This window comes from Acidovorax sp. SUPP2825 (assembly GCF_030158995.1).
In the GTDB taxonomy this organism is placed as follows: domain Bacteria; phylum Pseudomonadota; class Gammaproteobacteria; order Burkholderiales; family Burkholderiaceae_C; genus Paracidovorax.
Genome location: NZ_BQXK01000011.1, coordinates 119,697 through 141,755 on the forward strand (window position 1 = coordinate 119,697; position 22,059 = coordinate 141,755).

Annotated in this window: 21 protein-coding genes; 14 read left to right on the plus strand and 7 right to left on the minus strand. The window is 68.1% G+C overall.

Annotation, left to right across the window (positions count from 1 at the left end):
* Positions 1-13 precede the first annotated feature (13 nt).
* On the minus strand, positions 14-781 hold the full coding sequence (locus AVAK2825_RS15325) for an amino acid ABC transporter permease (RefSeq protein ID WP_272563769.1): 768 nt from the start codon (positions 779-781) through the stop codon (positions 14-16).
* Between the two features lie 102 nt (positions 782-883).
* Positions 884-1,651, minus strand: coding sequence for a basic amino acid ABC transporter substrate-binding protein (locus tag AVAK2825_RS15330; RefSeq protein WP_272563770.1), 768 nt, complete (start codon positions 1,649-1,651; stop codon positions 884-886).
* Positions 1,652-1,792: 141 nt separating this feature from the next.
* Here AVAK2825_RS15330 and AVAK2825_RS15335 point away from each other — a divergent pair, with 141 nt between their 5' ends.
* The 9 genes from AVAK2825_RS15335 to AVAK2825_RS15375 all read left to right on the plus strand — a co-directional run bounded on the left by AVAK2825_RS15335 (position 1,793) and on the right by AVAK2825_RS15375 (position 10,779).
* Complete coding sequence (locus tag AVAK2825_RS15335) at positions 1,793-2,653, plus strand: enoyl-CoA hydratase-related protein (RefSeq protein WP_284400373.1); 861 nt, start codon at positions 1,793-1,795, stop codon at positions 2,651-2,653.
* Between the two features lie 169 nt (positions 2,654-2,822).
* On the plus strand, positions 2,823-3,797 hold the full coding sequence (locus AVAK2825_RS15340) for a threo-3-hydroxy-L-aspartate ammonia-lyase (protein ID WP_284400376.1): 975 nt from the start codon (positions 2,823-2,825) through the stop codon (positions 3,795-3,797).
* 108 nt (positions 3,798-3,905) lie between these two features.
* Positions 3,906-4,535 (plus strand): uracil phosphoribosyltransferase, encoded by a 630-nt coding sequence (upp, locus tag AVAK2825_RS15345; protein WP_272552393.1) that lies wholly within the window; start codon positions 3,906-3,908, stop codon positions 4,533-4,535.
* Between the two features lie 84 nt (positions 4,536-4,619).
* The gene (locus AVAK2825_RS15350; protein WP_284400379.1) at positions 4,620-5,630 is read left to right on the plus strand and encodes a BMP family protein; all 1,011 of its coding nucleotides are present in this window, start codon (positions 4,620-4,622) and stop codon (positions 5,628-5,630) included.
* A 33-nt stretch (positions 5,631-5,663) separates the two neighbouring features.
* Positions 5,664-7,316, plus strand: a complete 1,653-nt coding sequence (locus tag AVAK2825_RS15355) for an ABC transporter ATP-binding protein (protein ID WP_284400380.1) — start codon at positions 5,664-5,666, stop codon at positions 7,314-7,316.
* The gene (locus AVAK2825_RS15360; RefSeq protein ID WP_284400383.1) at positions 7,313-8,374 is read left to right on the plus strand and encodes an ABC transporter permease; all 1,062 of its coding nucleotides are present in this window, start codon (positions 7,313-7,315) and stop codon (positions 8,372-8,374) included. Before AVAK2825_RS15355 ends, AVAK2825_RS15360 begins: the two co-directional genes overlap by 4 nt.
* 109 nt (positions 8,375-8,483) lie before the next feature.
* Positions 8,484-9,407: an ABC transporter permease gene (locus tag AVAK2825_RS15365; protein ID WP_284400385.1), complete on the plus strand. Its 924-nt coding sequence runs from the start codon at positions 8,484-8,486 to the stop codon at positions 9,405-9,407.
* Between the two features lie 54 nt (positions 9,408-9,461).
* Positions 9,462-10,058, plus strand: coding sequence for a GNAT family N-acetyltransferase (locus AVAK2825_RS15370; protein ID WP_284400386.1), 597 nt, complete (start codon positions 9,462-9,464; stop codon positions 10,056-10,058).
* A 16-nt stretch (positions 10,059-10,074) separates the two neighbouring features.
* On the plus strand, positions 10,075-10,779 hold the full coding sequence (locus tag AVAK2825_RS15375; protein ID WP_284400388.1) for an AraC family transcriptional regulator: 705 nt from the start codon (positions 10,075-10,077) through the stop codon (positions 10,777-10,779).
* 74 nt (positions 10,780-10,853) lie between these two features.
* Here AVAK2825_RS15375 and AVAK2825_RS15380 read toward each other — a convergent pair whose 3' ends face one another.
* Complete coding sequence (locus AVAK2825_RS15380) at positions 10,854-11,243, minus strand: VOC family protein (RefSeq protein WP_284400390.1); 390 nt, start codon at positions 11,241-11,243, stop codon at positions 10,854-10,856.
* Positions 11,244-11,496: 253 nt separating this feature from the next.
* Between AVAK2825_RS15380 and AVAK2825_RS15385 the strand changes: the two genes are divergently transcribed.
* Positions 11,497-12,771 (plus strand): amidohydrolase family protein, encoded by a 1,275-nt coding sequence (locus tag AVAK2825_RS15385; protein WP_284400392.1) that lies wholly within the window; start codon positions 11,497-11,499, stop codon positions 12,769-12,771.
* Between the two features lie 52 nt (positions 12,772-12,823).
* Here AVAK2825_RS15385 and AVAK2825_RS15390 read toward each other — a convergent pair whose 3' ends face one another.
* Positions 12,824-14,956, minus strand: a complete 2,133-nt coding sequence (locus AVAK2825_RS15390) for an NAD(P)/FAD-dependent oxidoreductase (protein ID WP_284400396.1) — start codon at positions 14,954-14,956, stop codon at positions 12,824-12,826.
* A gap of 69 nt (positions 14,957-15,025) precedes the next feature.
* Positions 15,026-16,564 carry a winged helix-turn-helix domain-containing protein gene (locus AVAK2825_RS15395; RefSeq protein WP_284400397.1) on the minus strand — a complete coding sequence of 513 codons (1,539 nt, stop codon included), beginning with the start codon at positions 16,562-16,564 and terminating at the stop codon, positions 15,026-15,028.
* 292 nt (positions 16,565-16,856) lie between these two features.
* Here AVAK2825_RS15395 and AVAK2825_RS15400 point away from each other — a divergent pair, with 292 nt between their 5' ends.
* Positions 16,857-17,243, plus strand: coding sequence for a hypothetical protein (locus AVAK2825_RS15400; protein WP_284400399.1), 387 nt, complete (start codon positions 16,857-16,859; stop codon positions 17,241-17,243).
* Between the two features lie 73 nt (positions 17,244-17,316).
* Positions 17,317-17,610 (plus strand): hypothetical protein, encoded by a 294-nt coding sequence (locus AVAK2825_RS15405; protein ID WP_272563793.1) that lies wholly within the window; start codon positions 17,317-17,319, stop codon positions 17,608-17,610.
* Positions 17,611-17,695: 85 nt separating this feature from the next.
* Here the strand turns inward: AVAK2825_RS15405 and AVAK2825_RS15410 are convergent, their stop codons facing one another.
* Complete coding sequence (locus tag AVAK2825_RS15410; RefSeq protein ID WP_272563794.1) at positions 17,696-18,409, minus strand: YebC/PmpR family DNA-binding transcriptional regulator; 714 nt, start codon at positions 18,407-18,409, stop codon at positions 17,696-17,698.
* A gap of 265 nt (positions 18,410-18,674) precedes the next feature.
* Positions 18,675-19,079 carry a TfoX/Sxy family protein gene (locus AVAK2825_RS15415; protein ID WP_284400403.1) on the minus strand — a complete coding sequence of 135 codons (405 nt, stop codon included), beginning with the start codon at positions 19,077-19,079 and terminating at the stop codon, positions 18,675-18,677.
* A gap of 311 nt (positions 19,080-19,390) precedes the next feature.
* Here AVAK2825_RS15415 and adh point away from each other — a divergent pair, with 311 nt between their 5' ends.
* Both adh and adhP read left to right on the plus strand, forming a co-directional pair.
* A complete protein-coding gene (gene adh / locus AVAK2825_RS15420; RefSeq protein ID WP_284400405.1) occupies positions 19,391-20,911 on the plus strand; it encodes an aldehyde dehydrogenase in 1,521 nt (506 codons plus the stop codon).
* A gap of 109 nt (positions 20,912-21,020) precedes the next feature.
* Positions 21,021-22,058, plus strand: a complete 1,038-nt coding sequence (gene adhP, locus AVAK2825_RS15425; protein WP_284400407.1) for an alcohol dehydrogenase AdhP — start codon at positions 21,021-21,023, stop codon at positions 22,056-22,058.
* The last annotated feature ends 1 nt before the right edge of the window (position 22,059 follow it).

Below are 22,059 nucleotides of genomic sequence, written 5' to 3' on the forward strand. Positions count from 1 at the left end.
TCCAGCAGCGGCCTCAGACCCGGTCGCTGCGCGCCAGGTGGCTTTCCAGCCTGCGCAGGGCGCCGGTCAGCGCAAGCGTCATGATCCAGTAGGCCAGGGCAATCGCCAGATACGGCTCCCAGTAGCGCGAATAGGCCCCGGCCACGGTGCGCGCGGCATAGGCCATCTCGGCCAGGCCGATGGCGGAGATCAGGGAAGTGTCTTTCAGCAGCGCGATCGCGTTGTTGCCCAGCGGCGGCAGCATGCGGCGAAAGGCCTGCGGCAGCACCACGTAGCGCATCACCTGCCCGGGCGTGAAACCCAGCGAGCGCCCCGCATCGGACTGCCCGCGCGCGATCGACTGGATGCCCGCGCGGAACACCTCCGAGATGTACGCGGCGGAATTGAGCGTGAGCGCCACGATCCCCGAGATCAGCGCGCCATGCTCCTGCTTGAGCGTGCGCGCGAAGTCGCCCGTCACCAGCAGGCCCGACGTCGGATGGATGAACAGCGGCAGCACCGCGAAGTGCATCAGCAGGATCTGCACGAACAACGGCGTGCCGCGAAAGAAGCTCACATACACGGTGGATGGCCACCGCAGCAGATAACGGCACACCCAGCTCAGCGGCGCATGGCGTGCCTGCGCCAGGCGGGCCAGCGCGAGCAGCAAGCCCCACGTGCCGCCCAGCAGCACGCACACCACCGTCACGCCGATCGTCATCCACGCGCCCTGGATGAACAGGTCCTTGTATTCCACCAGGATGTCCGGCCGGAACCAGCCAAACCACTCAACAGGCTCCATGGCCTCTTCCTCTCATTGGTCGCGTCGGGCGCATAGGCGCCCGCAAAAACGGCCGCAGCGCGGCCGTGGTGTCATGCCGAAAAGCGGCGTGCCGATCAGCGATCAGCGTGGCTTGTATTCCTTGCCGAACCACTTCTTGTAGATCTCGTTGTAGCTGCCATCGGCCCGCACGGCGGCCAGGCCGGCGTTGAGCTTGTCCTGCAGCGCCTTGTCGCCCTTCTTGACGACGATGCCGAAGCCCTCGACAGGGAACGCGGGGTCTTCCACCGTCTTCAGCGCAGCGTTCTGCGCCACGCGGTAGGCGATCACGCCGTTGTCGCCGATGGCCGCATCCACGCCGCCGCCCGCCAGTTCGGAAATGATGAGCGGCGTGCTCTCGAAGCGCCGGATGTTCGGGCTGGTCTTGCCGAACTCGCGCGAGGCCACGTCGTCCGCCGTGGAGGCATTCACCACGGCGATCTTCTTGCCAGCCAGGTCCTTCAGCGAGGCCACGCTGCTCGCCTTGGGCACGGCGATCAACTGCTGGGCGGCAAAGTACGGCTCGGTGAAGTCGTAGCTCTGGCGGCGCTTGTCGTTGATGGTCACGCCGGAGATCACCAGGTCCACATCGCCGTTGTTCAGCGCCGCGAAAATGCCGCTCCAGGGGGTGTTCACCACCTTGATCTTGAGCGACTGCTTCTTCGCGATGGCGTTGATGATGTCGATGTCGAAACCGACGATCTGCTTGTCCTTGTTCTCGAAGGCGAACGGCGCGTAGGTGGCGCTGGAGGCCACGGTCAGCTCGCGGTCCTGCGCGTGGGCAGCCAGCGGAGCGGTCATTGCGGCAGCCAGGCCAAGGCCCAGGGCGAAAAGGCGGCGGGAGATTTGCATGGGGAGATGGGGCGGGAAAGCCCGGAAACAGGACCGGGAAGTATATCGGCCGGCCCCCCGTGCCTTCCTTGCGGCGCCGCCCAACGCCGCCGTCGCACAGGTGACGGCGGCTTTGGCGCCATCCCGCCTAGAGTGCCCCGCATGACCGATACCACCGACCTCCCCGCCCTCACCTGCTTTTCGCTCGCCATCACCGATCAGGTGGCGCATCTGGTGCTGAACCGGCCGGAGGCCCTGAACACCATGCACCCGGCGTTCTGGCGCGAGCTGGACACCGTGCTGGCGCGGCTGCACCGGTCGGGCGAGGCGCGCGCGCTGGTCATCAGCAGCACGGGCAAGCACTTTTCGGCCGGCATGGCGCTGGACACGTTCGGTGGCGCTATCGCCATGGACGACCAGAGCCCCGAAGGCCGCGCCGCCCTTTTCGACCTGCTGACCGACATGCAGGCCACATTCACGCGCATCGAATCGCTGCGCATTCCCGTGATCGCCGCCATCCACGGCGGCTGCATCGGCGGCGCGGTGGACATGGTGACGACCGCCTGCATCCGCTACGCCACGCAGGACGCGTTCTTCTGCATCCAGGAGATCAACATCGGCATGGTGGCCGACGTGGGCACGCTGCAGCGCCTGCCCAAGCTGATTCCGCTGGGCATCGTCAAGGAGCTGGCCTACACCGGCCGGCGCCTGCCCGCACCGCGCGCCCTGGCCTGCGGACTGGTCAACGAATTGTTCGACACGCAGGCGGCGATGCTGGACGCAGCCCTGGCCTGCGCCCGCGAGATCGCCGCCAAGCCGCCGGTCGCCATCTGGGGCACCAAGCAGGCCGTGCACTATGCGCGCGACCACTCGGTGGACGACAGCCTGCGCCAGATGGGCTGGCTGCAGGGCGCGATCTGGAGCAACCGGCATGTGGGCGAGGCCGTGGATGCGATGCGTGGCAGGCGCGAGGGCGCCTTTCCTCCGCTCGCGCCGCTGCAGCGCTTCAGCGATGGAGGGTGAGCGATCGGTCCGCCCGGCCTGCGGGCTGCGACAGGCGGGCCTTTGCTATCAAATTCGATAGCTGCCTGCGCTTGCTGGGCTTGCGCTGCAGCCCATTTCGGCGCTCCGCCGCTCGCTGGCGGGCTATGATGCGTGCTCTTTCCGATCCCGTCTACGCGAGGACGCAGCCATGCCTACGCACATCCCGGCCCTGCCCACCTACACCGACGTCGCCGACGCGGCCCATCGGCTCCAGGGCGTCGCGCACCGCACGCCCGTGGCGCGCTCCAGCACGGCGGACCAGCAGTGCGGCGCCCAGCTCTTTTTCAAGTGCGAGAACCTGCAGCGCATGGGCGCCTTCAAGTTCCGCGGCGCCTACAACACCCTGGCGCAGTTCGACGCCACCCAGCGCGAAGGCGGCGTGCTGGCTTTTTCTTCCGGCAACCACGCGCAGGCCATCGCCCTCTCGGCTCGCCTGCTGGACATGCCCGCCCTGATCGTCATGCCCGAGGATGCGCCCACTGCCAAGATGGCCGCCACGCGCGAGTACGGTGCCCAGGTCGTTACTTACAACCGGTTCACCGAAGACCGCGAAGCCATCAGCCACCGGCTCGCGCAGGAGCGCGGCATGACCCTGGTGCCGCCGTTCGACCATCCGCACGTCATCGCCGGCCAGGGTACCGCCGCCAAGGAGCTGCTCGAAGAAGTGCCCGACCTCGACTACCTGTTCGTGTGCCTGGGCGGCGGCGGATTGCTGTCCGGCAGCCTTCTGGCCGCGAAGGCGCTGGCCCCCGACTGCCAGGTGATCGGCGTGGAGCCGGCCGCCGGCAACGACGCCCAGCAATCGCTGCGCGCCGGCCGCATCGTGCGCATCGACACGCCCCACACCATCGCCGACGGCGCGCAGACCCAGGCGCTGGGCAGCATCACCTTTCCCATCATCCAGCGCGACGTGGCCGACATCGTCACCGCCACCGACGAGCAGCTGGTCCAGGCCCTGCGCTTCTTCGCCGAACGCATGAAAATCGTCGTGGAGCCCACCGGCGCCCTCGCCTTCGCGGGCGCACTGCACGGCGGCGTGGACCTGCACGGCAAGCGCGTAGGCATCATCGTAAGCGGCGGCAACGTCGACCTGGCGCGGTACGCACGCTTTCTGGCAGACTGATCCGCGCCCCGCGCCGCCCCTGCGCGGCGACGCACGCACCTTTTCTTTCCCCTGCCCCTGCAGACCGGTTTTCCAGCTTTTCACTTTCCCAACAAGAGGCCCCAGCCCATGAGCAATGTCCACGTCATCACCCATCCCCTGGTCCAGCACAAGCTGACCCTGATGCGCAAGAAGGACGCCAGCACCAACAGCTTTCGCCGCCTGCTCGGCGAACTCAGCACCCTGATGGCCTACGAGGTCACGCGCGACATGCCGCTGCAGGACGTGCAGATCGAAACCCCGCTGGAAACCATGACGGGCCAGGTGATCGACGGCAAGAAGCAGGTGCTCGTGTCCATCCTGCGCGCCGGCAACGGATTTCTGGACGGCATGCTCAACGTGATCCCGGGCGCCCGCGTGGGCCACATCGGCCTGTACCGCGACCCGCAGACCCTGCAGCCGGTCGAGTACTACTTCAAGATGCCTTCCGAGATGGAAGAGCGCGACATCATCGTCGTGGACCCCATGCTCGCCACCGGCAACTCCGCCGCGGCCGCAGTGGACCGCCTGAAGAAACTCAACCCCCGCTCGATCAAGTTCGTCTGCCTGCTGGCCGCACCGGAAGGCGTGGCCACCTTGCAAAAGGCCCACCCCGACGTGCCGATCTACACCGCCGCGATCGACCGCGAACTGAACGACCACGGCTACATCCTGCCCGGGCTGGGCGATGCCGGGGACCGGATCTTCGGGACGAAATGATGCCGGGGTAAATGACTGGCGCGCATTTTGCATGCGCCGCTGGCTTCCTGCATCGACCTCTTTTCCCCTGCAAAAGGACGCTCCATGACCTCTCGCCGCCTCTTCACCGGCCGCCTGTTCTGCACCTCCCTGGCCATCTCCGCCACCCTGGGCCTGGCGCCCACGCTGGCTTTCGCGCAGGCCAAGCTGAAGGTGGCGGCGATCTACACGGTGCCCTATGAACAGCAGTGGGTGAGCCGCATCCACAAGGCGCTCAAGGCGGCGGAAACGCGTGGCGAGATCGAATACAAGAGCAGCGAGAACGTGGCCAATGCCGATTACGAGCGCGTGATGCGCGAGTACGCCACCGGGGGCAACCAGCTGATCTTCGGCGAGGTGTTCGGCGTGGAGGCGGCCGCGCGCAAGGTGGCCAAGGACTTTCCCAAGACGGCCTTCGTGATGGGCTCCTCGGGCAAGCCGCAGGCGCCCAATTTCAGCGTGTTCGACAACTACATCCAGGAGCCCGCCTACCTGTCCGGCATGGTGGCGGGCGGCATGACCCGCACGAACAAGATCGGCATGGTGGGCGGCTTTCCGATTCCGGAGGTCAACCGCCTGATGCACGCCTTCATGGCCGGTGCGAAGGAGGTGAACCCGAAGGCCGAGTTCACCATCACCTTCATCAACAGCTGGTTCGACCCGCCGAAGGCCAAGGAGGCGACCTTCGCCATGATCGACAAGGGCGCCGACGTGCTGTATGCCGAGCGTTTCGGCGTGTCCGACGCCGCCAAGGAAAAGGGCAAGCTGGCGATCGGCAACGTGATCAACACGCAGGCCCAGTACCCAGACACGGTGGTGGCCTCGGCGCTGTGGCACATGGAGCCCAGCGTGGACCGCGCGATCGCGCTGGTCAAGGAAGGCAAGTTCGCCGCCGAGGACTACGGCCCCTATTCGATGATGAAGCACAAGGGCTCCGAACTCGCGCCGCTGGGCACGTTCGAGAAGAAGGTGCCGGCCGAGGTCGTGGCCAAGGTGAAGGCCAGGGAGGCCGACATCCTGGCGGGCAAGTTCACCGTGAAGGTGGACGACAGCCAGCCCAAATCCACGGCCAAGTGATGCGTGCGCGCTGCGCCGGGCGGAGCACGCTGCGTGGGTGAGCCCGCCGCCTGTCCGCCGTCCGCCGAGGCCGGGCCGCCCGTGCTGCGCCTTCGCGGCATCACCAAGCGGTTCGGCCCGCTGGTCGCCAACGATGGCATCGACCTGACCCTCGCCCGGGGCGAGGTGCTGGCGCTGCTGGGCGAGAACGGCGCGGGCAAGTCCACGCTGATGTCGATCCTCTTCGGGCACTACCGGGCCGACGCCGGGCACATCGAGGTCTTCGGCCAGCCGCTGCCACCGGGCCAGCCCCGGGCGTCGCTGGCGGCCGGCATCGGCATGGTGCACCAGCACTTCACGCTGGCCGACAACCTGAGCGTGCTCGATAACGTGATGCTGGGCAGCGAGCCGCTGTGGCAGCCGTTCTCGCGCCGGGCCGCGGCCCGCGCGCGGCTGCTGGACGTCTCGGCCCGCTTCGGCCTGCCGGTGGCGCCCGATGCCCGCGTGGGCAGCCTTTCGGTGGGCGAGCGGCAGCGCGTGGAAATCCTGAAAGCGCTGTACCGCGGCGCCCGCATCCTGATCCTGGACGAGCCCACCGCGGTGCTCACGCCGCAGGAGAGCGAGGCGCTGTTCCACACCCTGGCCCAGATGGTGGCGCAGGGCCTGTCGATCGTGTTCATCAGCCACAAGCTGGGCGAGGTGCTGCGCGTGTCGCACCGCATCGCCGTGCTGCGGCAGGGCCGGCTCGTGGCCGAGGCACCCGCGCGGGGCACCACGCAGGGCCAGCTCGCGCAATGGATGGTGGGCCACGCGGTGGAGGTGGCGGCGCGCAGCCCGGCCCGCGCGGTGGGTGCGCCGGTGTGCACCCTGGACGACGTGCGGACGCAGGCGTTGGCGCGGTCGGCGCACGACGCGCTGCAGGGCGTGAGCCTCACGCTGCATGCGGGCGAGATCGTGGCCATCGCAGGCGTATCGGGCAATGGCCAGGTGGCGCTGGCCGATGTGCTGTGCGGCGTGCGCGCCCCCACGGGCGGCACCGCCACGCTGCTGGGCGCCCCGCTGGCCGCCCGGCCCACCCGGCTGGTGGCACAGGGCGTGGCCCGCATTCCCGAAGACCGCCATGCCGTGGGCGTGGTGGGCGATCTGCCGGTCTGGGAGAACGCGGTGTCCGAGCGCCTGTCCAGCCGCTGGTTCTCGCGCGGCGCGTTCGCCGGCTTCTGGATACGGCGCGGCGTGGCGCGCCAGCATGCCCGGCGCGTGGCCGAGACGTTCGACGTGCGCGGCGGCGGGCTGGACGCGCCGGCGCGGTCGCTGTCAGGCGGCAACATGCAAAAACTCATCCTGGGCCGGGCCCTGCTGCCACCGGGCGACGGAACGCAGCCGGCCCCCCGCCTGATCGTGGCGCACCAGCCCACCTGGGGCCTGGACATCGGCGCGGTCACGTTCGTGCAGCGGCAACTGGTGGCGGCGCGCGATGCCGGCGCGGCCGTGCTGCTGATCTCCGACGACCTGGACGAGGTGCTGGCGCTGGGCGACCGCGTGGCAGTGATGCACGCCGGGCACCTGAGCGAAGCCCGCCCCGCCGAGGGCTGGACGCGCGAGGCCATCGGCCTGGCCATGGCCGGGGCAGACCCCGGCGGGGCCCGCGGCAGCGCCGACGCCGCACCGGCCACCGTGGCGCCCGCCCCTGAAAGCGACACCCCATGAGACTGGAAAAACGCGAGCGCACTTCGGCGCTGGCCTATGTGACGGCCCCGGTCGGCGCGGTGGCCTTCACCCTGCTGGTGAGCGCCCTGCTGGTGCTGTGGGCCGGCGCGCCCGTGGGGCGCACCTACGCGCTGCTGGCGCAGGGCGCGTTCGGCTCGGTGTTCGCGCTGACCGAGACCTTGACGCGCGCCACGCCGCTCATCCTGACGGGGCTGTCCGCGGCCGTGGCGTTCCGCGCGCGGCTCTTCAACATCGGCGCGGAGGGCCAGCTGTATGCCGGCGCGATCGCGGCGGTGGCGGTGGGCGGCATGCATGGCGGCACCGGCCTGCAATGGCCCGTGCCGGTGCTGTTCCCGCTCATGATGCTGGCCGCCGCGCTGGCCGGGGCCGCCCTGCTGCTGGGGCCGGCGCTGATGAAGGCGCGGCTCGGCGTCGACGAGGTGGTGACCACGCTGCTGCTGAACTTCGTGATGCTGCTGCTGGTGTCCGCCCTGCTCGACGGTCCCATGAAAGACCCCCTCGCCCTCGGCTGGCCGCAAAGCGTGGCGCTGCAAGGCGAGCTGGAACTGTCGCGCCTGGTGCCGCAGACGCGGCTGCACACCGGCCTGCTGTGGGCCGTGGGGCTGGCCGTGCTGCTGTGGGCGCTGCTCACGCGCACGGTGCCGGGTTTCGAGATCCGCGCGGCGGGGGCCAATGCCCGCGCGGCGGCGTTCGCCGGCGTGCCCATCACGCGCACGGTGGTGCTGGTGGCCCTGCTCTCGGGCGGCCTGGCAGGGCTGGCAGGCGCCATCGAGGTGGCGGGCCGCACCAGCTACGTGACGCTGGACATGTCGCCAGGCTATGGCTACAGCGGCATCGTGATCGCCATGCTGGCGGGCCTGCACCCGCTGGGCGTGGTGGCCGCAGGCGTCTTCGTGGCGGGGGTGCTGGTGGGGGCGGACAGCATGAGCCGCGCGGTGGGCGTTCCCACCTACATCGCCGACGTGATCGTGGCGGCCTCACTGATCGCGGTGCTGGTGGCGGGGCTGCTCGCGCAATACCGGGTGCGCTGGAAGTGATGCGGGAGCATGCCATGACCGGTTTCAAGCCGAATCGCCCCCATGCCCTAGTCATGATTGCCCTTGATGCTACCAAATCAATAGCAAATGCATGGAAGGGCTGGGCCGTATGACCGAGCTGATGGACATCCTGGCCAACCCGGCGTTCTGGATCGCCACGCTGCGGGTGGCCACGCCGCTCGTCCTGGGCACGCTGGGCGTGCTGCTGTGCGAGCGCGCAGGCGTTTTGAACCTGGGCATCGAGGGGATCATGGTCGCGGGCGCCTTCACAGGCTGGCTCACGGTGTATGCCGGCCATGGCCTTTGGACCGGCGTGCTGGTGGCCGCGCTGACCGGGGCCGCCTTCGGGCTGCTGCACGCGTGGCTGACCGTGGGGCTCGCGCTGTCGCAGCACGTGTCGGGGCTGGGCATCACGCTGCTGGCCACCTCGCTCAGCTACTACGGCTACCGCGTGGGCTTTCCGAAGGTGACCACGCCCCCCACGGTCGAGCCGTTCGCGCCCATGGCCTGGCTGGGCATTCCCATCCTGTCGGCCCAGACGCCGCTCACGCTGCTGGCCCTGCTGCTGGTGCCGCTGCTGGCCTGGGTGCTGCTGCGCACCCCGCTCGGGCTGGCGGTGCGCATGGTGGGCGAGAACCCCCAGGCGGCCGAGGGCCAGGGCATTCCGGTGGCAGCCACGCGCACCGCTTCGGTGGTGACGGGCTCGGCCCTGATGGGCGTGGCGGGGGCGTTTCTCACGTTGTCGGCGTTCAATGCGTTCTTCTTCAACATGGTGAACGGGCGCGGCTGGATCTGCGTGGCGCTGGTGGTGTTCGCCTCGTGGCGGCCCGGCAAGGCGCTGCTGGGCGCGCTGCTGTTCGCCTTTTTCGATGCGCTGCAGTTGCGGCTGCAGCAGGCGGGCGATGCGTGGCTACCGTATCAGGTGTACCTGATGCTGCCCTACCTGCTGTCGATCCTGGCGCTGGTGCTCGTGGCCCGCAAGGCGGCGTATCCGCAGGCGCTGATGAAGCCCTACCGCAAGGGCGAGCGCTAGCGAACGTTGGGCGGCCGGGCCTCTGCCCCCTCTTGTCTCCCATAACATCGGCGCATGCCGACACCCCTGCCCCCGGACACCTTCGTCACCATCGCCCCGGAGTTCCTGGCCACGCCGCGGCTGCGCCTTCGGCCATGGACCGCCGCCGACCGCGCGCCCTTCGCCGCGATGAATGCCGACCCGGCGGTGATGGCGCACTTTTCCGCGCCGCTGGCCCGCGACGCCAGCGATGCCATGGCCGACCGGATCGAGGCGCTGATCGCGCAGCGCGGCTGGGGTTTCTGGGCCGCGGATTGCCTGCAGGGCGACAGCGGCCCGCGCTTCATGGGCTTTGTGGGCCTGCACACGCCCTCGGCCGAACTGCCGATCGGCTGGCGGCTCGCCCGGCCCTTCTGGGGCCAGGGCCTGGCCAGCGAGGCGGCGCGCCTGGCGCTGCGTGCAGGCTTCGAAGACTTGGGCCTGGCGGAGATCGTGTCGTTCACCACCCTGGGCAACCAGCGCTCGCGCGCGGTGATGCAGCGCCTGGGCATGCGCGAAAGCCCCGCCGAAGCGTTCGACCACCCGGCCGTGCCGGTGGGCCACCCGGTGCGGCCGCATTGCCTGTACCGGCTCGCCCGCACCGACTGGCACGCCGGCACGCATGGCGGCTGAAGGGCCCCGGCCTCCCATGGACCGCCCCCTGCTGCCCGCCTGCCTCACCGCGGTGTGGCTGCCGCCCACGGTGCTGGAACGCTGGCAGCACCAGGGCACCGAAGCCGGCGTGACCTGCGTGCTGCCCGACGGGTGCCGCGACCTCATCGTGCAGATCGACGCCCACGGTGCCGTGCACTGGATGGTGTCGCATTTGCCGCAGCAGGCCTACGGTGTGCCCGCCCGCGCCGGCGAGGATTGGCTGGGCTTTCGGCTGCATCCCGGCGTGGGGGTGGATGCCGACGCGCTGCTGCAGTGGGTGCAGGCCATCGACCTGGCCCGCGATCCGGCCGAGACCGCCGCCCGCGTGCACGCGGCGCTGGCCGACTTCACGCGGTGCGACGCGCGCGTGCAGGAGGCACTGGACGCCCTGGCGCAGGCCCCGACCGTGGGGGCCGCCGCGCGGGCGCTGGGCGTGTCGGAACGCACGCTGGAGCGGCTGATCCGCACCGCGACCGGCGAGCCCCCACGCTACTGGCGCGCCCTCGCGCGGGTGCGCCGAGCGGCCCAGGCCCTGGCGGGCGATGAATCCCCGCCGCTTGCGGCCATCGCGGCGGACCATGGCTACGCCGACCAGGCGCACTTCGGCCGCGAATGCCGGCACTGGCTGGGACAGACGCCCTCCCGGCTGCGGGCATCGAAGGACCTGCTGGCCTCCGTGCAGTCCAGCGGCTACGGCTGAACGCTGCCTTGCCATCGGCCACATCGAACCAGCCGCGTTGCACGGCGCAGCGCCGCCCAAGCGCCGCCCCCCCGTCAGTTGCCCGCGCCCATCGGCGTGCACAGTTCCACCAAAAAACCGTTGCAGTCGTGCACATAGGCCACCGTCTGGCCCCAGGGCATGGACTCTGGGGCCTGCACCAGGGTGGCGCCGGCCTGGATCGCGCGGTCCACGGCCGCGGCGACATCGGCCGTGGTGAAGGCGATCTCACACTGGGGCGCCCCCGACACCGCACGCTGCGGGTTCTTGCCCAGCTGGGCCATCAGCTGGAGCGAAGAGAACGCCAGCGCAGTGGCGCCGGTCTCCATCTCGCCGAAATCCCCCGCCTCGTGCACGAAGCGGCGCGAAAGACCGAACGCGGCCTCGTAGAAAGCGACGGTGCCGGGCACGTCCTCGACGTAAAGAATGGTGTAGCCGAACTGCATGGGGTCTCCTTCAGCAAAAGACAGGGTGGATCGAACGTGCCCTCAGCATAGGCGGCCTTTTCCGCGCGGTCTGGAAGAAATCCGATATGGGCCGTCGTCCCGGCCGGCGCACCCGGCCCGGCCATCAGGCTGCGCAACGGCATCTCCCGCGGCCTACACTGGCAGGCCCGGTGGCGCCGCAGGCAAGCCTTTTGCATGCCGGCCTGCACCGCTTCCGCCAGCCCCCTCTCACCCTTGCCCGGCCCCACACACCATGCTCGACCTGCTCATCCACAACGCCACCCTGCCCGATGGCCGCACGAACGTTTCCGTGGCCGTGCAGGACGGGCGCATTGCCGAAGTGACCGAGGGCCTGCAGGCCCCCGCGCACGACACCGTCGATGCGGGCGGCCTGCTGCTGAGCCCGCCGTTCGTTGATGCGCACTTCCACATGGACTCGACGCTGAGCTACGGCCAGCCCCGCGTGAACGAGAGCGGCACGCTGCTGGAGGGCATCGCGCTGTGGGGCGAACTGAAGCCTCAGCTGACGCACGAGGCCATCGTGGAGCGGGCGATGCACTACTGCGACTGGGCGGTGGCGCGCGGCCTGCTGGCCATCCGCTCGCACGTGGACACCAGCGACCCGCGGTTGCTGCCCGTGCACGCGCTGCTGGACGTGAAGCGCCGCGTGGCGCCCTACCTCGACCTGCAGCTCGTCGCCTTCCCGCAGGACGGCGTGCTGCGCGCCGCGGGCGGCCTGGACAACCTCCAGCGCGCGCTGGACCTGGGCGTGGACGTCGTGGGCGGCATTCCCCATTTCGAACGCACCATGGCGCAAGGAGCGGAGAGCGTGCGCATCCTGTGCGAGCTGGCCGCCGATCGGGGCAAGCGGGTGGACATGCACTGCGACGAGACCGACGACCCGCTCTCGCGCCACGTCGAAACGCTGGCCTTCGAAACCCAGCGCCTGGGCCTGCACGGCCGGGTGACGGGCTCGCACCTCACCTCCATGCACAGCATGGACAACTACTACGTGAGCAAGCTCATCCCCCTGATGGCCGAGGCGCAACTGGGCGTGGTGGCCAACCCGCTCATCAACATCACCCTGCAGGGCCGCCACGACACCTACCCCAAGCGCCGCGGCATGACCCGCGTGCCCGAGCTGATGGCCGCGGGCCTGACGGTGGCCTTCGGCCACGATTGCGTGATGGACCCGTGGTACGGCGGCGGCAGCGGCGACATGCTGGAGGCCGCCCACATGGGCCTGCACGTGGGGCAGATGACCGGCCAGCACGCGATGCGCCAGTGTTTCGAGGCGGTGACCACGAACCCGGCCCAACTGCTGGGCCTGGAGGGCTACGGCCTGCAGGCCGGCTGCCACGCCGACTTCGTGCTGCTGCATGCGCGCGACCCGGCCGAGGCGATCCGGCTGCGCGCCACGCGCCTGGGGGTGTGGCGGCGCGGCCGGCGGGTGGCGGGCAGCCCGGCGCCCGTGGCGGCGCTGCATCTGCCCGGCCGACCCGGTCACGCGGACTTCCTGCTCGGCTGAAGGGCGCGCGGGCTGCGCCGCCGCAGCCCGGTTTCACGCTGGCCCTGTTGCCTTATTCAGCGGCGGGGGGCGCCGCAGGCGGTGCGCACGGGGCTTCGGCCGAGACCGGATAGCCCACGATGTCCGTCAGCGCCGGATAGCCGCTGATGGCGTACGACGCCAGCCGACCGCCCATGGTCGCGCCCTCGGCGCTGCCCACGTTCAGCCCGGTGTAGATCCAGTCGCCCGCCAGCACGAGGTTGCTGAAGCCGGACTCCCAGGCCTTGAGCCGCGCGGCGGTGCTGCCCGGCGGGCTGATCACATAGCGCTCGGACGGGTCGATGTTGGCGCGCCAGAACTGCTGGTCGAAGCGCTGCACGCCCAGCCCGGCATTGGCCGGGTCGTGGTCCTGCAGCAGGCTGAAATCCATGCCCGTCGGGTCGCCCGGGGGCGAGACCACGTTGGTCGTGGATTTCGGCAGCAGCGGTCCCATGCACACCTGCAGGTACTGGATGCACTGGGCCTTCACCCGGGCGTGGGCGCGCGCGGGATAGCCGGTGTCGGTCAGGGGCGGCGGCGGCTCGTAGTCGGCCATGGCGCCCGAGAAGTACCACAGCGATTTGGGCATCTGGCTGGCCGGCCACGACTCCCACTGCAGCAGGTGGGTGAAGTCCACCTGCCCATCCAGCGGGTTCATGTAGGTGGCGCCGATCACCGTGTCGGTGGGGTTCTTCAGGGGAATGTCCCAGCCCAGGTCGGTGGTGCTGCGGTTCAGCCAGACCTGCATGGTCTGCGTCTGCACGGTGGGCACCTTCTCGACCATCGCGCGCCATTCGGGACGCGCGGCCAGCAGCTCCTTGCACAGGTAGGGCACGGCGCCCACCGCGATGGCCAGCATCACCTGGTCGAAATCTTCGCCGGCCTTCAGGGTCTTCTGGCCCACGTTCTTCCAGGGCGTCCAGTAAGACTCCAGGTCGATGTCCTGCTCGCGCAGCGCGTCACCCTCCACCAGCTGGTCGTAGCAGGGGCCGGACGGCCAGGATGGCAAGCCCTCGACCGGCACGAGCGGCTCGTAGGGCGCATCCGGCTTCACCAGGGTGGCCTGCACGCCCATCTCCACGGCAGCCACCGATTGGCCGTCCGCCGACAGCGCGAGGTTCTCGACCTTGTGGAAGAACTCGAACTGCACACCGCGCTGGCGCAGCACCAGGTACAGCGGCGCGATCACCGTCTCGCCCGTGCCCGCCGCGAACAGCCAAGCGAACGCGCCCATGTAGGCATAGCTGCGCAGCGACCAGTGCAGGTAGGCACCTGCCGCCATGCTGGCGGTGCGGGCCGTGTCGCCCTGCGGGTACTGGTAGGACAGGTTGACCGTGTTGAGCGCGAGCGGGGACGACACGGTCATCACCGAAGCGCCGTGGCGCGCCAGCCAGTCGCTGAAATTCTCGTTGTCCACCGCGTCGAAGCCGCGCTCGATGATGCGGTCGGCCAGCACGCCGCGCACGATGGCCATCAGGTATTCGAGCAGGATGTACAGGCGCCGCAGGTCGTCGTTCTCGTCGATCAGGCTTTTGAGCCGCGCGTGCAGCCAGTCCCACACCTCATCGAGCGCGGGGTGGCTGGTGCCCAGCTCGGCGTTCTCGTCGAGGATCGCGGTCTGCAGACGCTCCAGGATGTCCTGGCCGGCGCGCAGCTCCAGCTTGTGGATCTCGCTCAGGCCGGGCGTGGCCTCGGGGTCGATCAGGCCCTGCGTGGTCTCGATCAGCCCACCGATCCACTGGCGGATGGTCTGCAGCGACGAGGCATCGTCCGGGGTCAGCGAATTGGTCGGCACGGTCATGGGCCAGCGCTTGAAGCCGCCGTTCTCGAACTCCCACATCAGCACGAAGCTCTCGGGAATGAAGGCCTGCTCGAACGTGGCCAGCTTGGCGTCCGCCGGGCGGCCCAGGGCCTTGTAGCAGTCGGCCATGATCGGCAGCGCGTTGTAGTAGCTGCCCAGGAACCCGTGGATGCCGTGCTCCTCGATGCGGTTGTTGGGCCCCCGCTTGGTGGCGCACTTGCCGCCGAGCCGCCAGCCCATCTGGTACACCGTGATGGCGTATTTCTCCTGCCAGCCGGGTTGGCTGGTCAGCTCGTAGGCCGCCGTCAGGGCGGCCAGGCCGCCCCCCAGGATGGCGATTTTCTGGGGTGCATTCGCTTCAGACATACCGTTTCCCTCTCTCTTTTGGATTGCCGATGGTTGGGTTTCTCGTGGACGACCGGATGGGTGCGCGCCTCACTCGCTCCAGCCCGCCTGGCGCAGGCAGTCGGTGTAATGGTTGAGATGCTCGTCATGCACGAAGGGGTGGCCGGCCTTCAACGCCTGCAGGGAGTACGGGCCGAACTTCTGGGCCTGCCGCAGGGTTTGCTGCCCGTCCTCCGGGCGGCCGGACGCGACCTGGCACGCAGCCAGCAGATAGTGGTTGAAGAACCAGTCCGGGCGCTTGGACAGCGCCTGCAGGGCAAAGCCCAGCGCGGCCTGGTAATCGCGCTCGATGAAGCTCGCCAGCGCCCGCGTTCGAATCCACAGGCTCAGGTGGGGATCGAGCGGGCTGGCCTCGCAGGCCTGCAATGCGTAGCTCGCGGCCTCCTGCGTGCGCCCGCAAAACGCCAGCAAACGCCCCAATTCGCCCGCCGCCGCGGCGAACTGCGGATAGATCGACAGGGCGTGCTCCTGCTCGGAAATCGCCTGCGGAAAATTGCGCGAGAACGAAAGCACCGTGCCCAGCGTGAAATGGGCGAAGGCATCGGTGTCGTCGTGGCTCACCGCCTGCAGGGCATGGCGGTTGGCCTCGGCGATGTCCATGCGGGCGGATTCGGACCAGCCGGCCCACACCCGCGACATCAGGATGAATGCCAGCAGGGCCAGGGTCGGGGGATCGTCGGGCTTGGTGTCCAGCGCCTTTTGCGCGAAGTACTCCGCCTTCTCCATGTGGTCGCGCGTGGAGCGCCAGAAATGCCAGCGCGCGCGCATCAGCAGTTCCCAATGCTCGCGGTCGCGGGGCGTGGTCTGGCTGCTGACCCATTCCTCGCGCCGCAGGTACACCGGCTCGATGGCGCTCACGATGGCGGCCGATATCTCGTCCTGCACCTGAAAGAGGTCGTCCACCGGCCGGTCGAAGCTCTGCGCCCAGATGGTTTCGTTGCGCGGCCCGTCGATCAGCTCCGCGGTCACGCGCAACCGGTTGCCGTTGAACCGGATCAGGCCTGACACGAGGTAGCGCACGCCCAGTTCCTGGCTGATGGTGCCATTGGGCGGCAGCGGATGCCGGTAGCTCACCGAGGAGCTGCGGGCGATCACGTACAGCCAGCGCGAGCGGGACAGGCGGTTGATGATGTCCTCGGCCATGCCGTCGGCCAGGTAGCCGTCTTCGGCCAGACCGCCCGCCACGCCGAACGGCAGCACCGCCACCGAGCGGGAGGCGCTGGACACCAAGGCGGCCGGCAGCGGCTCGGGCACTTGGGCGCCACTGGCCACCGGCGCGACGCGCGCGACGAACCGGTAGCCCTGCCCCGGGATGGTCATGATCAAGTCGGAGCCCAGCAGCTTGCGCAGCGAGGACACATGCACCTGCAGGTTGTTTTCCTCCACCACCATGCCCGGCCAGACGAGGTTGAACAGCTCCGATTTGGTCACCAGCGCGCCGGCTTTGTGGACCAGGGCGCACAGCACGTCGAAAGCGCGGGCTCCCAGCAGGACAGGCTTACCGTAGGCCAGCAACTGGCGCTCGTGGACCCTCAGCGTGAAGTGGGAAAACGTGAATTCAGTGGTCATGGCCCGCAAGTTCTTGTCGCCTCTAACAACCCAGCCTCCCCGGCGGGTCTCTCACTCTACACCAAGATTGTTTCAGAACGCTTCAGGTTTTCCAAGGCCGCTTTAAGGGCAATAAAAGGGGGCGAAGAACAAAATCCGCCCACTCATGAATCGCAACCGAGGGGGATTTTTAAGCGGCGTTAAAAACGCCATTAAAAAAATAATCGAGGGGCGTCATGAGAAAGCAACCGGCCACGCAATCTTGCTGAAGCCGGTATTTTGTTCAGAGAAAACAAACCCTCTAGGAAACATAATGTCCGACTGTAATTGCAACCAAAACGGCGCCCAAGACGACTCGACCCATGTGCCGAACTTCACGGCCGTGGGTTTCGCCGAGGGCAGCAGCCACGCACCTGCACTGCTCAGCAACGCTGCCGCCGGTCCCAACCTGGAAGGCGTGGAAGCCCTGAAGCTGTCCGTCTGCGTGGGCGCCAGCTACAACCCGGCCACCAACCAGATCTGCTTCTCGGTGCCGATCTACGGCAACCTGTGCATTACCTCTCCGATCCGCATTCCCGTCGGTGGCCAACTGAAGGCGTGCGCCCAGACTTGCGGTTCCTTCATTCCCACGGGCTTGAAGGTCACCATTTACCTCAACGGCAATCCTATTTACAGCGGCACGGTGGTGGGCCGCTGCTGATTTGCCACCAAGGGAGGGGCCGAATCAAAAATAAAATCAATTCGGCCATTTTTCATTACGCAGGAGAAAAACCATGGCTTCATGCAGCCCTTTCAATGTGAGCTTCACGGGCAGTGCCCAGGACCTGTTCGTCAAGATCGCCGCCCTCATTCACCAGAATGGCGGCGTCATCTCGGGCGGTCCCGCGGGTGGCAGCTTTTCGGTGGGCACGCCACTGGGTACGGTGGCTGGCACGTTTTCTGTGAACGGCCAGACCTGCACCGTGACGATCACCCAGCGGCCGTTCTTCCTGCCCTGCAGCACCATCCAGTCGTTCGTGCAATCGCACATTCCGACCGTGGTGCAGTCCAACATCCTGGACTTCTGAAGCCTCTCCTGGCGCATTGAAAAAGCCGCCCCGGCCTCACGGCCGGGGCGGCTTTCTTTTTGGAAGGCAGGCGTGCCGGAGGCGCTCAGCCCGCCAGCGCCACGAACACGTTCTGCACGTCGTCGTTGCCGTCGATGGCGGCCAGGAACGATTCGACCTCTTCCAGTTGCTCCGCGCTGAGATTGGCCGGGTTCACCGGGTTCTTGGGCCGGTAGCCCAGCTTGGCCGACAGCACCGTGAACCCCTGCGCCGGCAGCGCGCGGCACACCAGGTCCAGGTCGGTGGGATCGGTCCAGAACGTGGTGTTGCCCTCTTCCTCGCCGGGCTCGAAATCCTGGGCGCCCGCCTCGATGGCGGCCATTTCGGGATCCGCATCGGCAGACGCCGGCTCGGCCTCGATGATGCCCACATGGTGGAAGTCCCAGGCCACGGAGCCGGACGTGCCCAGTTGGCCCTTGCGAAAGAGCACCCGCATTTCCGGCGCCGTGCGGTTCACGTTGTCGGTAAGGCACTCCACCATCACCGCCACCTGGTGCGGGGCGAAGCCTTCATAGATCACGCGCTCGTAATTGACCGCATCGCCGGACAGGCCCGCGCCCTTCTTGATGGCGCGCTCCAGGGTGTCCTTAGGCATGGACACCTTGCGGGCCTGCTCCACCACTAGGCGCAGCCGCGCATTGCCCGCGGGATCGGCGCCGCCGCGCGCCGCGACCATGATTTCCTTGACCAGTTTGCCGAACAGCTTGCCCTTGGCATCCGCGACCTGTGCCTTGCCCTTTGCTTTCCACTGCGCGCCCATCGTGACGATTCCTTGGTTTGCGGCGCTCCAAGCGTCCCGCGTCGTTGATTGATCGATTGGTTGGATGGGCCGGGCGACGGCATGGGAGGAATGCCCCCCGCGCCCGCAGGCGCTGCACGGGCGCCCGACCCGGAGGGCATCGGTTATACACCCGCGACCCCGCGCCGCCGCGGTTGCCGCCACCCTTGAGGCGAAAAAGAGCCCACGCCGGGGTTTTGATTGCCCTGATAGCTATCAAATCAATAGCACCGAACGGCGCGGTGGCTCACCGCCCCTTTTTGTCCACCGAACCACCCGGCCTGCGGCTTGCCGCCGGCCCCGGCCTGGAAGCCGACCGCAGGGCGGCCTCCCACGCCCGGCCGGCCCACTCCACCGCTTCGGCCGGGCCTTCGTACATTTCCGCCGGGGCCTGCCGGTACGACAGCGCCACCGGGCGGCCATGGCGCTCGTAGACGAAAGGCTGCAGTCCAAGGGCGTCGAACACCGGCGCGGTGAGCGCGTCGGCTTTGAGGTACAGCGCATCGTTCACCACCAGCGCCAGCATGCGTCCTTCGTGAAAAACGCCCCAGCCACCGAACATGCGCCGCAACCGGACAGAACCCCAGGGCGCGAAGACCCCGGGGAGTTCCTGGGCGAAGGCACTCACGGGAGCGGAAGGCGGCTTTTTCATCGGAGAGGCGTGCAGCGGTTCAGGGACGGGAAAAAACTCCCATTTTGCAGGGCTCGGCGGTGTTCCACATCGACCCGCGAACTGTTCCGCAACGGAACACCCGTTGCGTTACGGCGCGCAACCGCGTTCCATACGGCTTTGAACGAATCGAAGAGAAATAGGCCACTACCGCTTCCCCGCTTGGCTTTCTTGCTATCCATTTTGACGGCTTGCCTGCCCTGACCCGGCTGGCACGTGCATTGCGCCAACACAGAGGCCCGCGCCACCCTGGTGGCGTGGAACACCCCAACCGACCACAGGAGACATGCACCATGAACATGGCAGAAATCGCCAGCCTCGGCATCGCCAACCCTTACAAGAAGCAGTACGGCAACTACATCGGCGGGCAGTGGGTGCCGCCCATCGACGGCCAGTATTTCGAGAACGCCTCGCCGATCAACGGCCAGGTGTTCACCTCCATCCCCCGCTCCAACGACAAGGACATCAACGCCGCACTGGATGCCGCCCACAAGGCCAAGGTCGCCTGGGGCAAGACCTCCACCACCGACCGGGCGAACGCCCTGCTGAAGATCGCCGACCGCATGGAAGCCAACCTGCTCACCATCGCGGTGGCCGAGACGCTGGACAACGGCAAGCCGCTGCGCGAGACCATGGCCGCCGACATTCCCCTGGCCATCGACCACTTCCGCTACTTCGCGGGCTGCATCCGCGCGCAGGAAGGCGGCATCAGCGAGATCGACCATGAAACCATGGCCTACCACTTCCACGAGCCGCTGGGCGTGGTGGGGCAGATCATTCCGTGGAACTTCCCGATCCTCATGGCGGTATGGAAGCTCGCACCGGCCCTGGCCGCCGGCAACTGCGTGGTGCTCAAGCCCGCCGAGCAGACGCCCGCCTCCATCCTCGTGCTGCTGGAACTGGTGGGCGACCTGCTTCCGCCCGGCGTGGTCAACGTGGTGAACGGATTTGGCCTGGAAGCCGGCAAGCCGCTGGCCAGCAGCCCGCGCATCGCAAAAATAGCCTTCACGGGCGAGACCACCACGGGCCGGCTCATCATGCAGTACGCCAGCCAGAACATCATCCCCGTGACGCTGGAGCTGGGTGGCAAGAGCCCCAACGTGTTCTTCGAAGACGTGATGGCGGCCGACGATGGCTTCTTCGACAAGGCGCTGGAAGGCTTTGCGATGTTCGCGCTCAACCAGGGCGAGGTCTGCACCTGCCCCAGCCGCGCGCTGGTGCAGGAATCGATCTACGACCAGTTCATGGAACGCGCCCTGAAGCGCGTGGCGGCCATCAAGCAGGGCCACCCGCTGGACAAGGCCACCATGATCGGCGCGCAGGCCTCGCAGGAGCAGCTCGAAAAGATCCTTTCTTACTTGGACCTGGGCAAGCAGGAGGGTGCGCAGTGCCTGATCGGCGGCGAGCGCAACCACCTGGACGGCGACCTGGCCGGCGGCTACTACGTGAAGCCCACGGTGTTCAAGGGCCACAACAAGATGCGCATCTTCCAGGAGGAGATCTTCGGTCCCGTGCTGTCGGTGACCACCTTCAAGACCGAGGAAGAGGCGCTGGAGATCGCCAACGACACGCTCTACGGCCTGGGCGCCGGCGTGTGGAGCCGCGACGGCGCGCGCGCCTTCCGCATGGGCAAGGGCATCCAGGCCGGGCGCGTGTGGACCAACTGCTACCACCAGTACCCCGCGCACGCGGCCTTCGGCGGCTACAAGCAGTCGGGTATCGGCCGCGAGAACCACAAGATGATGCTGGACCACTACCAGCAGACCAAGAACCTGCTGGTGAGCTACTCGCAGGCGCCGCTGGGCTTCTTCTGATCGCTTGATCTGCATCAGCCCAGCCATCGGGTGTCGGGCCTACCGTGAAGGCCCGACACCCCGTTGAACCCGCTGCACATCCGCTGCAGACGAAAGGATTCCCCCACCCATGACCGCCAAGACCATGAAGGCCGCTGTCGTTCGCACATTCGGCCAGCCGCTCACCATCGAGGAAGTGCCCGTGCCCACGCCTTCGGACGACCAGATCCTCGTGAAGATCGAGGCGTCCGGCGTGTGCCACACCGACCTGCACGCCGCCGAAGGCGACTGGCCCGTCAAGCCGAACCCGCCGTTCATCCCGGGCCATGAAGGCGTGGGCTTCGTGGCCGGCGTCGGCAAGAACGTCAAGCACGTGAAGGAAGGCGACCGCGTGGGCGTGCCCTGGCTGCACTCGGCGTGCGGCTACTGCACGCATTGCATGGGCGGCTGGGAGACGCTGTGCGAATCGCAGAGCAACACCGGCTATTCGGTCAACGGCGGCTTTGCCGACTACGCCCTGGCCGACCCGAACTTCGTGGGCCACCTGCCCAAGGACATCGGCTTCGTGGACATCGCGCCGGTGCTGTGCGCGGGTGTGACGGTGTACAAGGGCCTCAAGGTGACCGACACCAAGCCCGGCGACTGGGTCGTCATCTCGGGCATCGGCGGCCTGGGCCACATGGCCGTGCAGTACGCCAAAGCCATGGGCCTGAACGTGGCGGCCGTGGACGTGGAGGACGACAAGCTCGACCTCGCCAGGCAGTTGGGTGCAAGCGTGACGGTGAACGCCAAGACCACCGACCCCGCTGCCTACCTGCAAAAGGAGATCGGCGGCGCCCACGGCGCGCTGGTGACCGCCGTGTCGCCCAAGGCCTTCGAGCAGGCCCTGGGCATGGTGCGGCGCGGCGGCACGGTGGCGCTCAACGGCCTGCCGCCCGGCAACTTTCCCCTGCCGATCTTCGACATGGTGCTGCGCGGCGTGACGGTGCGCGGCTCCATCGTGGGCACGCGGCTCGACCTGCAGGAGTCGCTCGACTTCGCCGCCCGCGGCCAGGTGAAGGCCACCGTGGCCACGGAGAAGCTCGAGAACATCAACGACGTGTTCGACCGCATGCGCCAGGGGCAGATCCAGGGGCGCATCGTGCTGGACATGGCAGCAACGGCCTGAT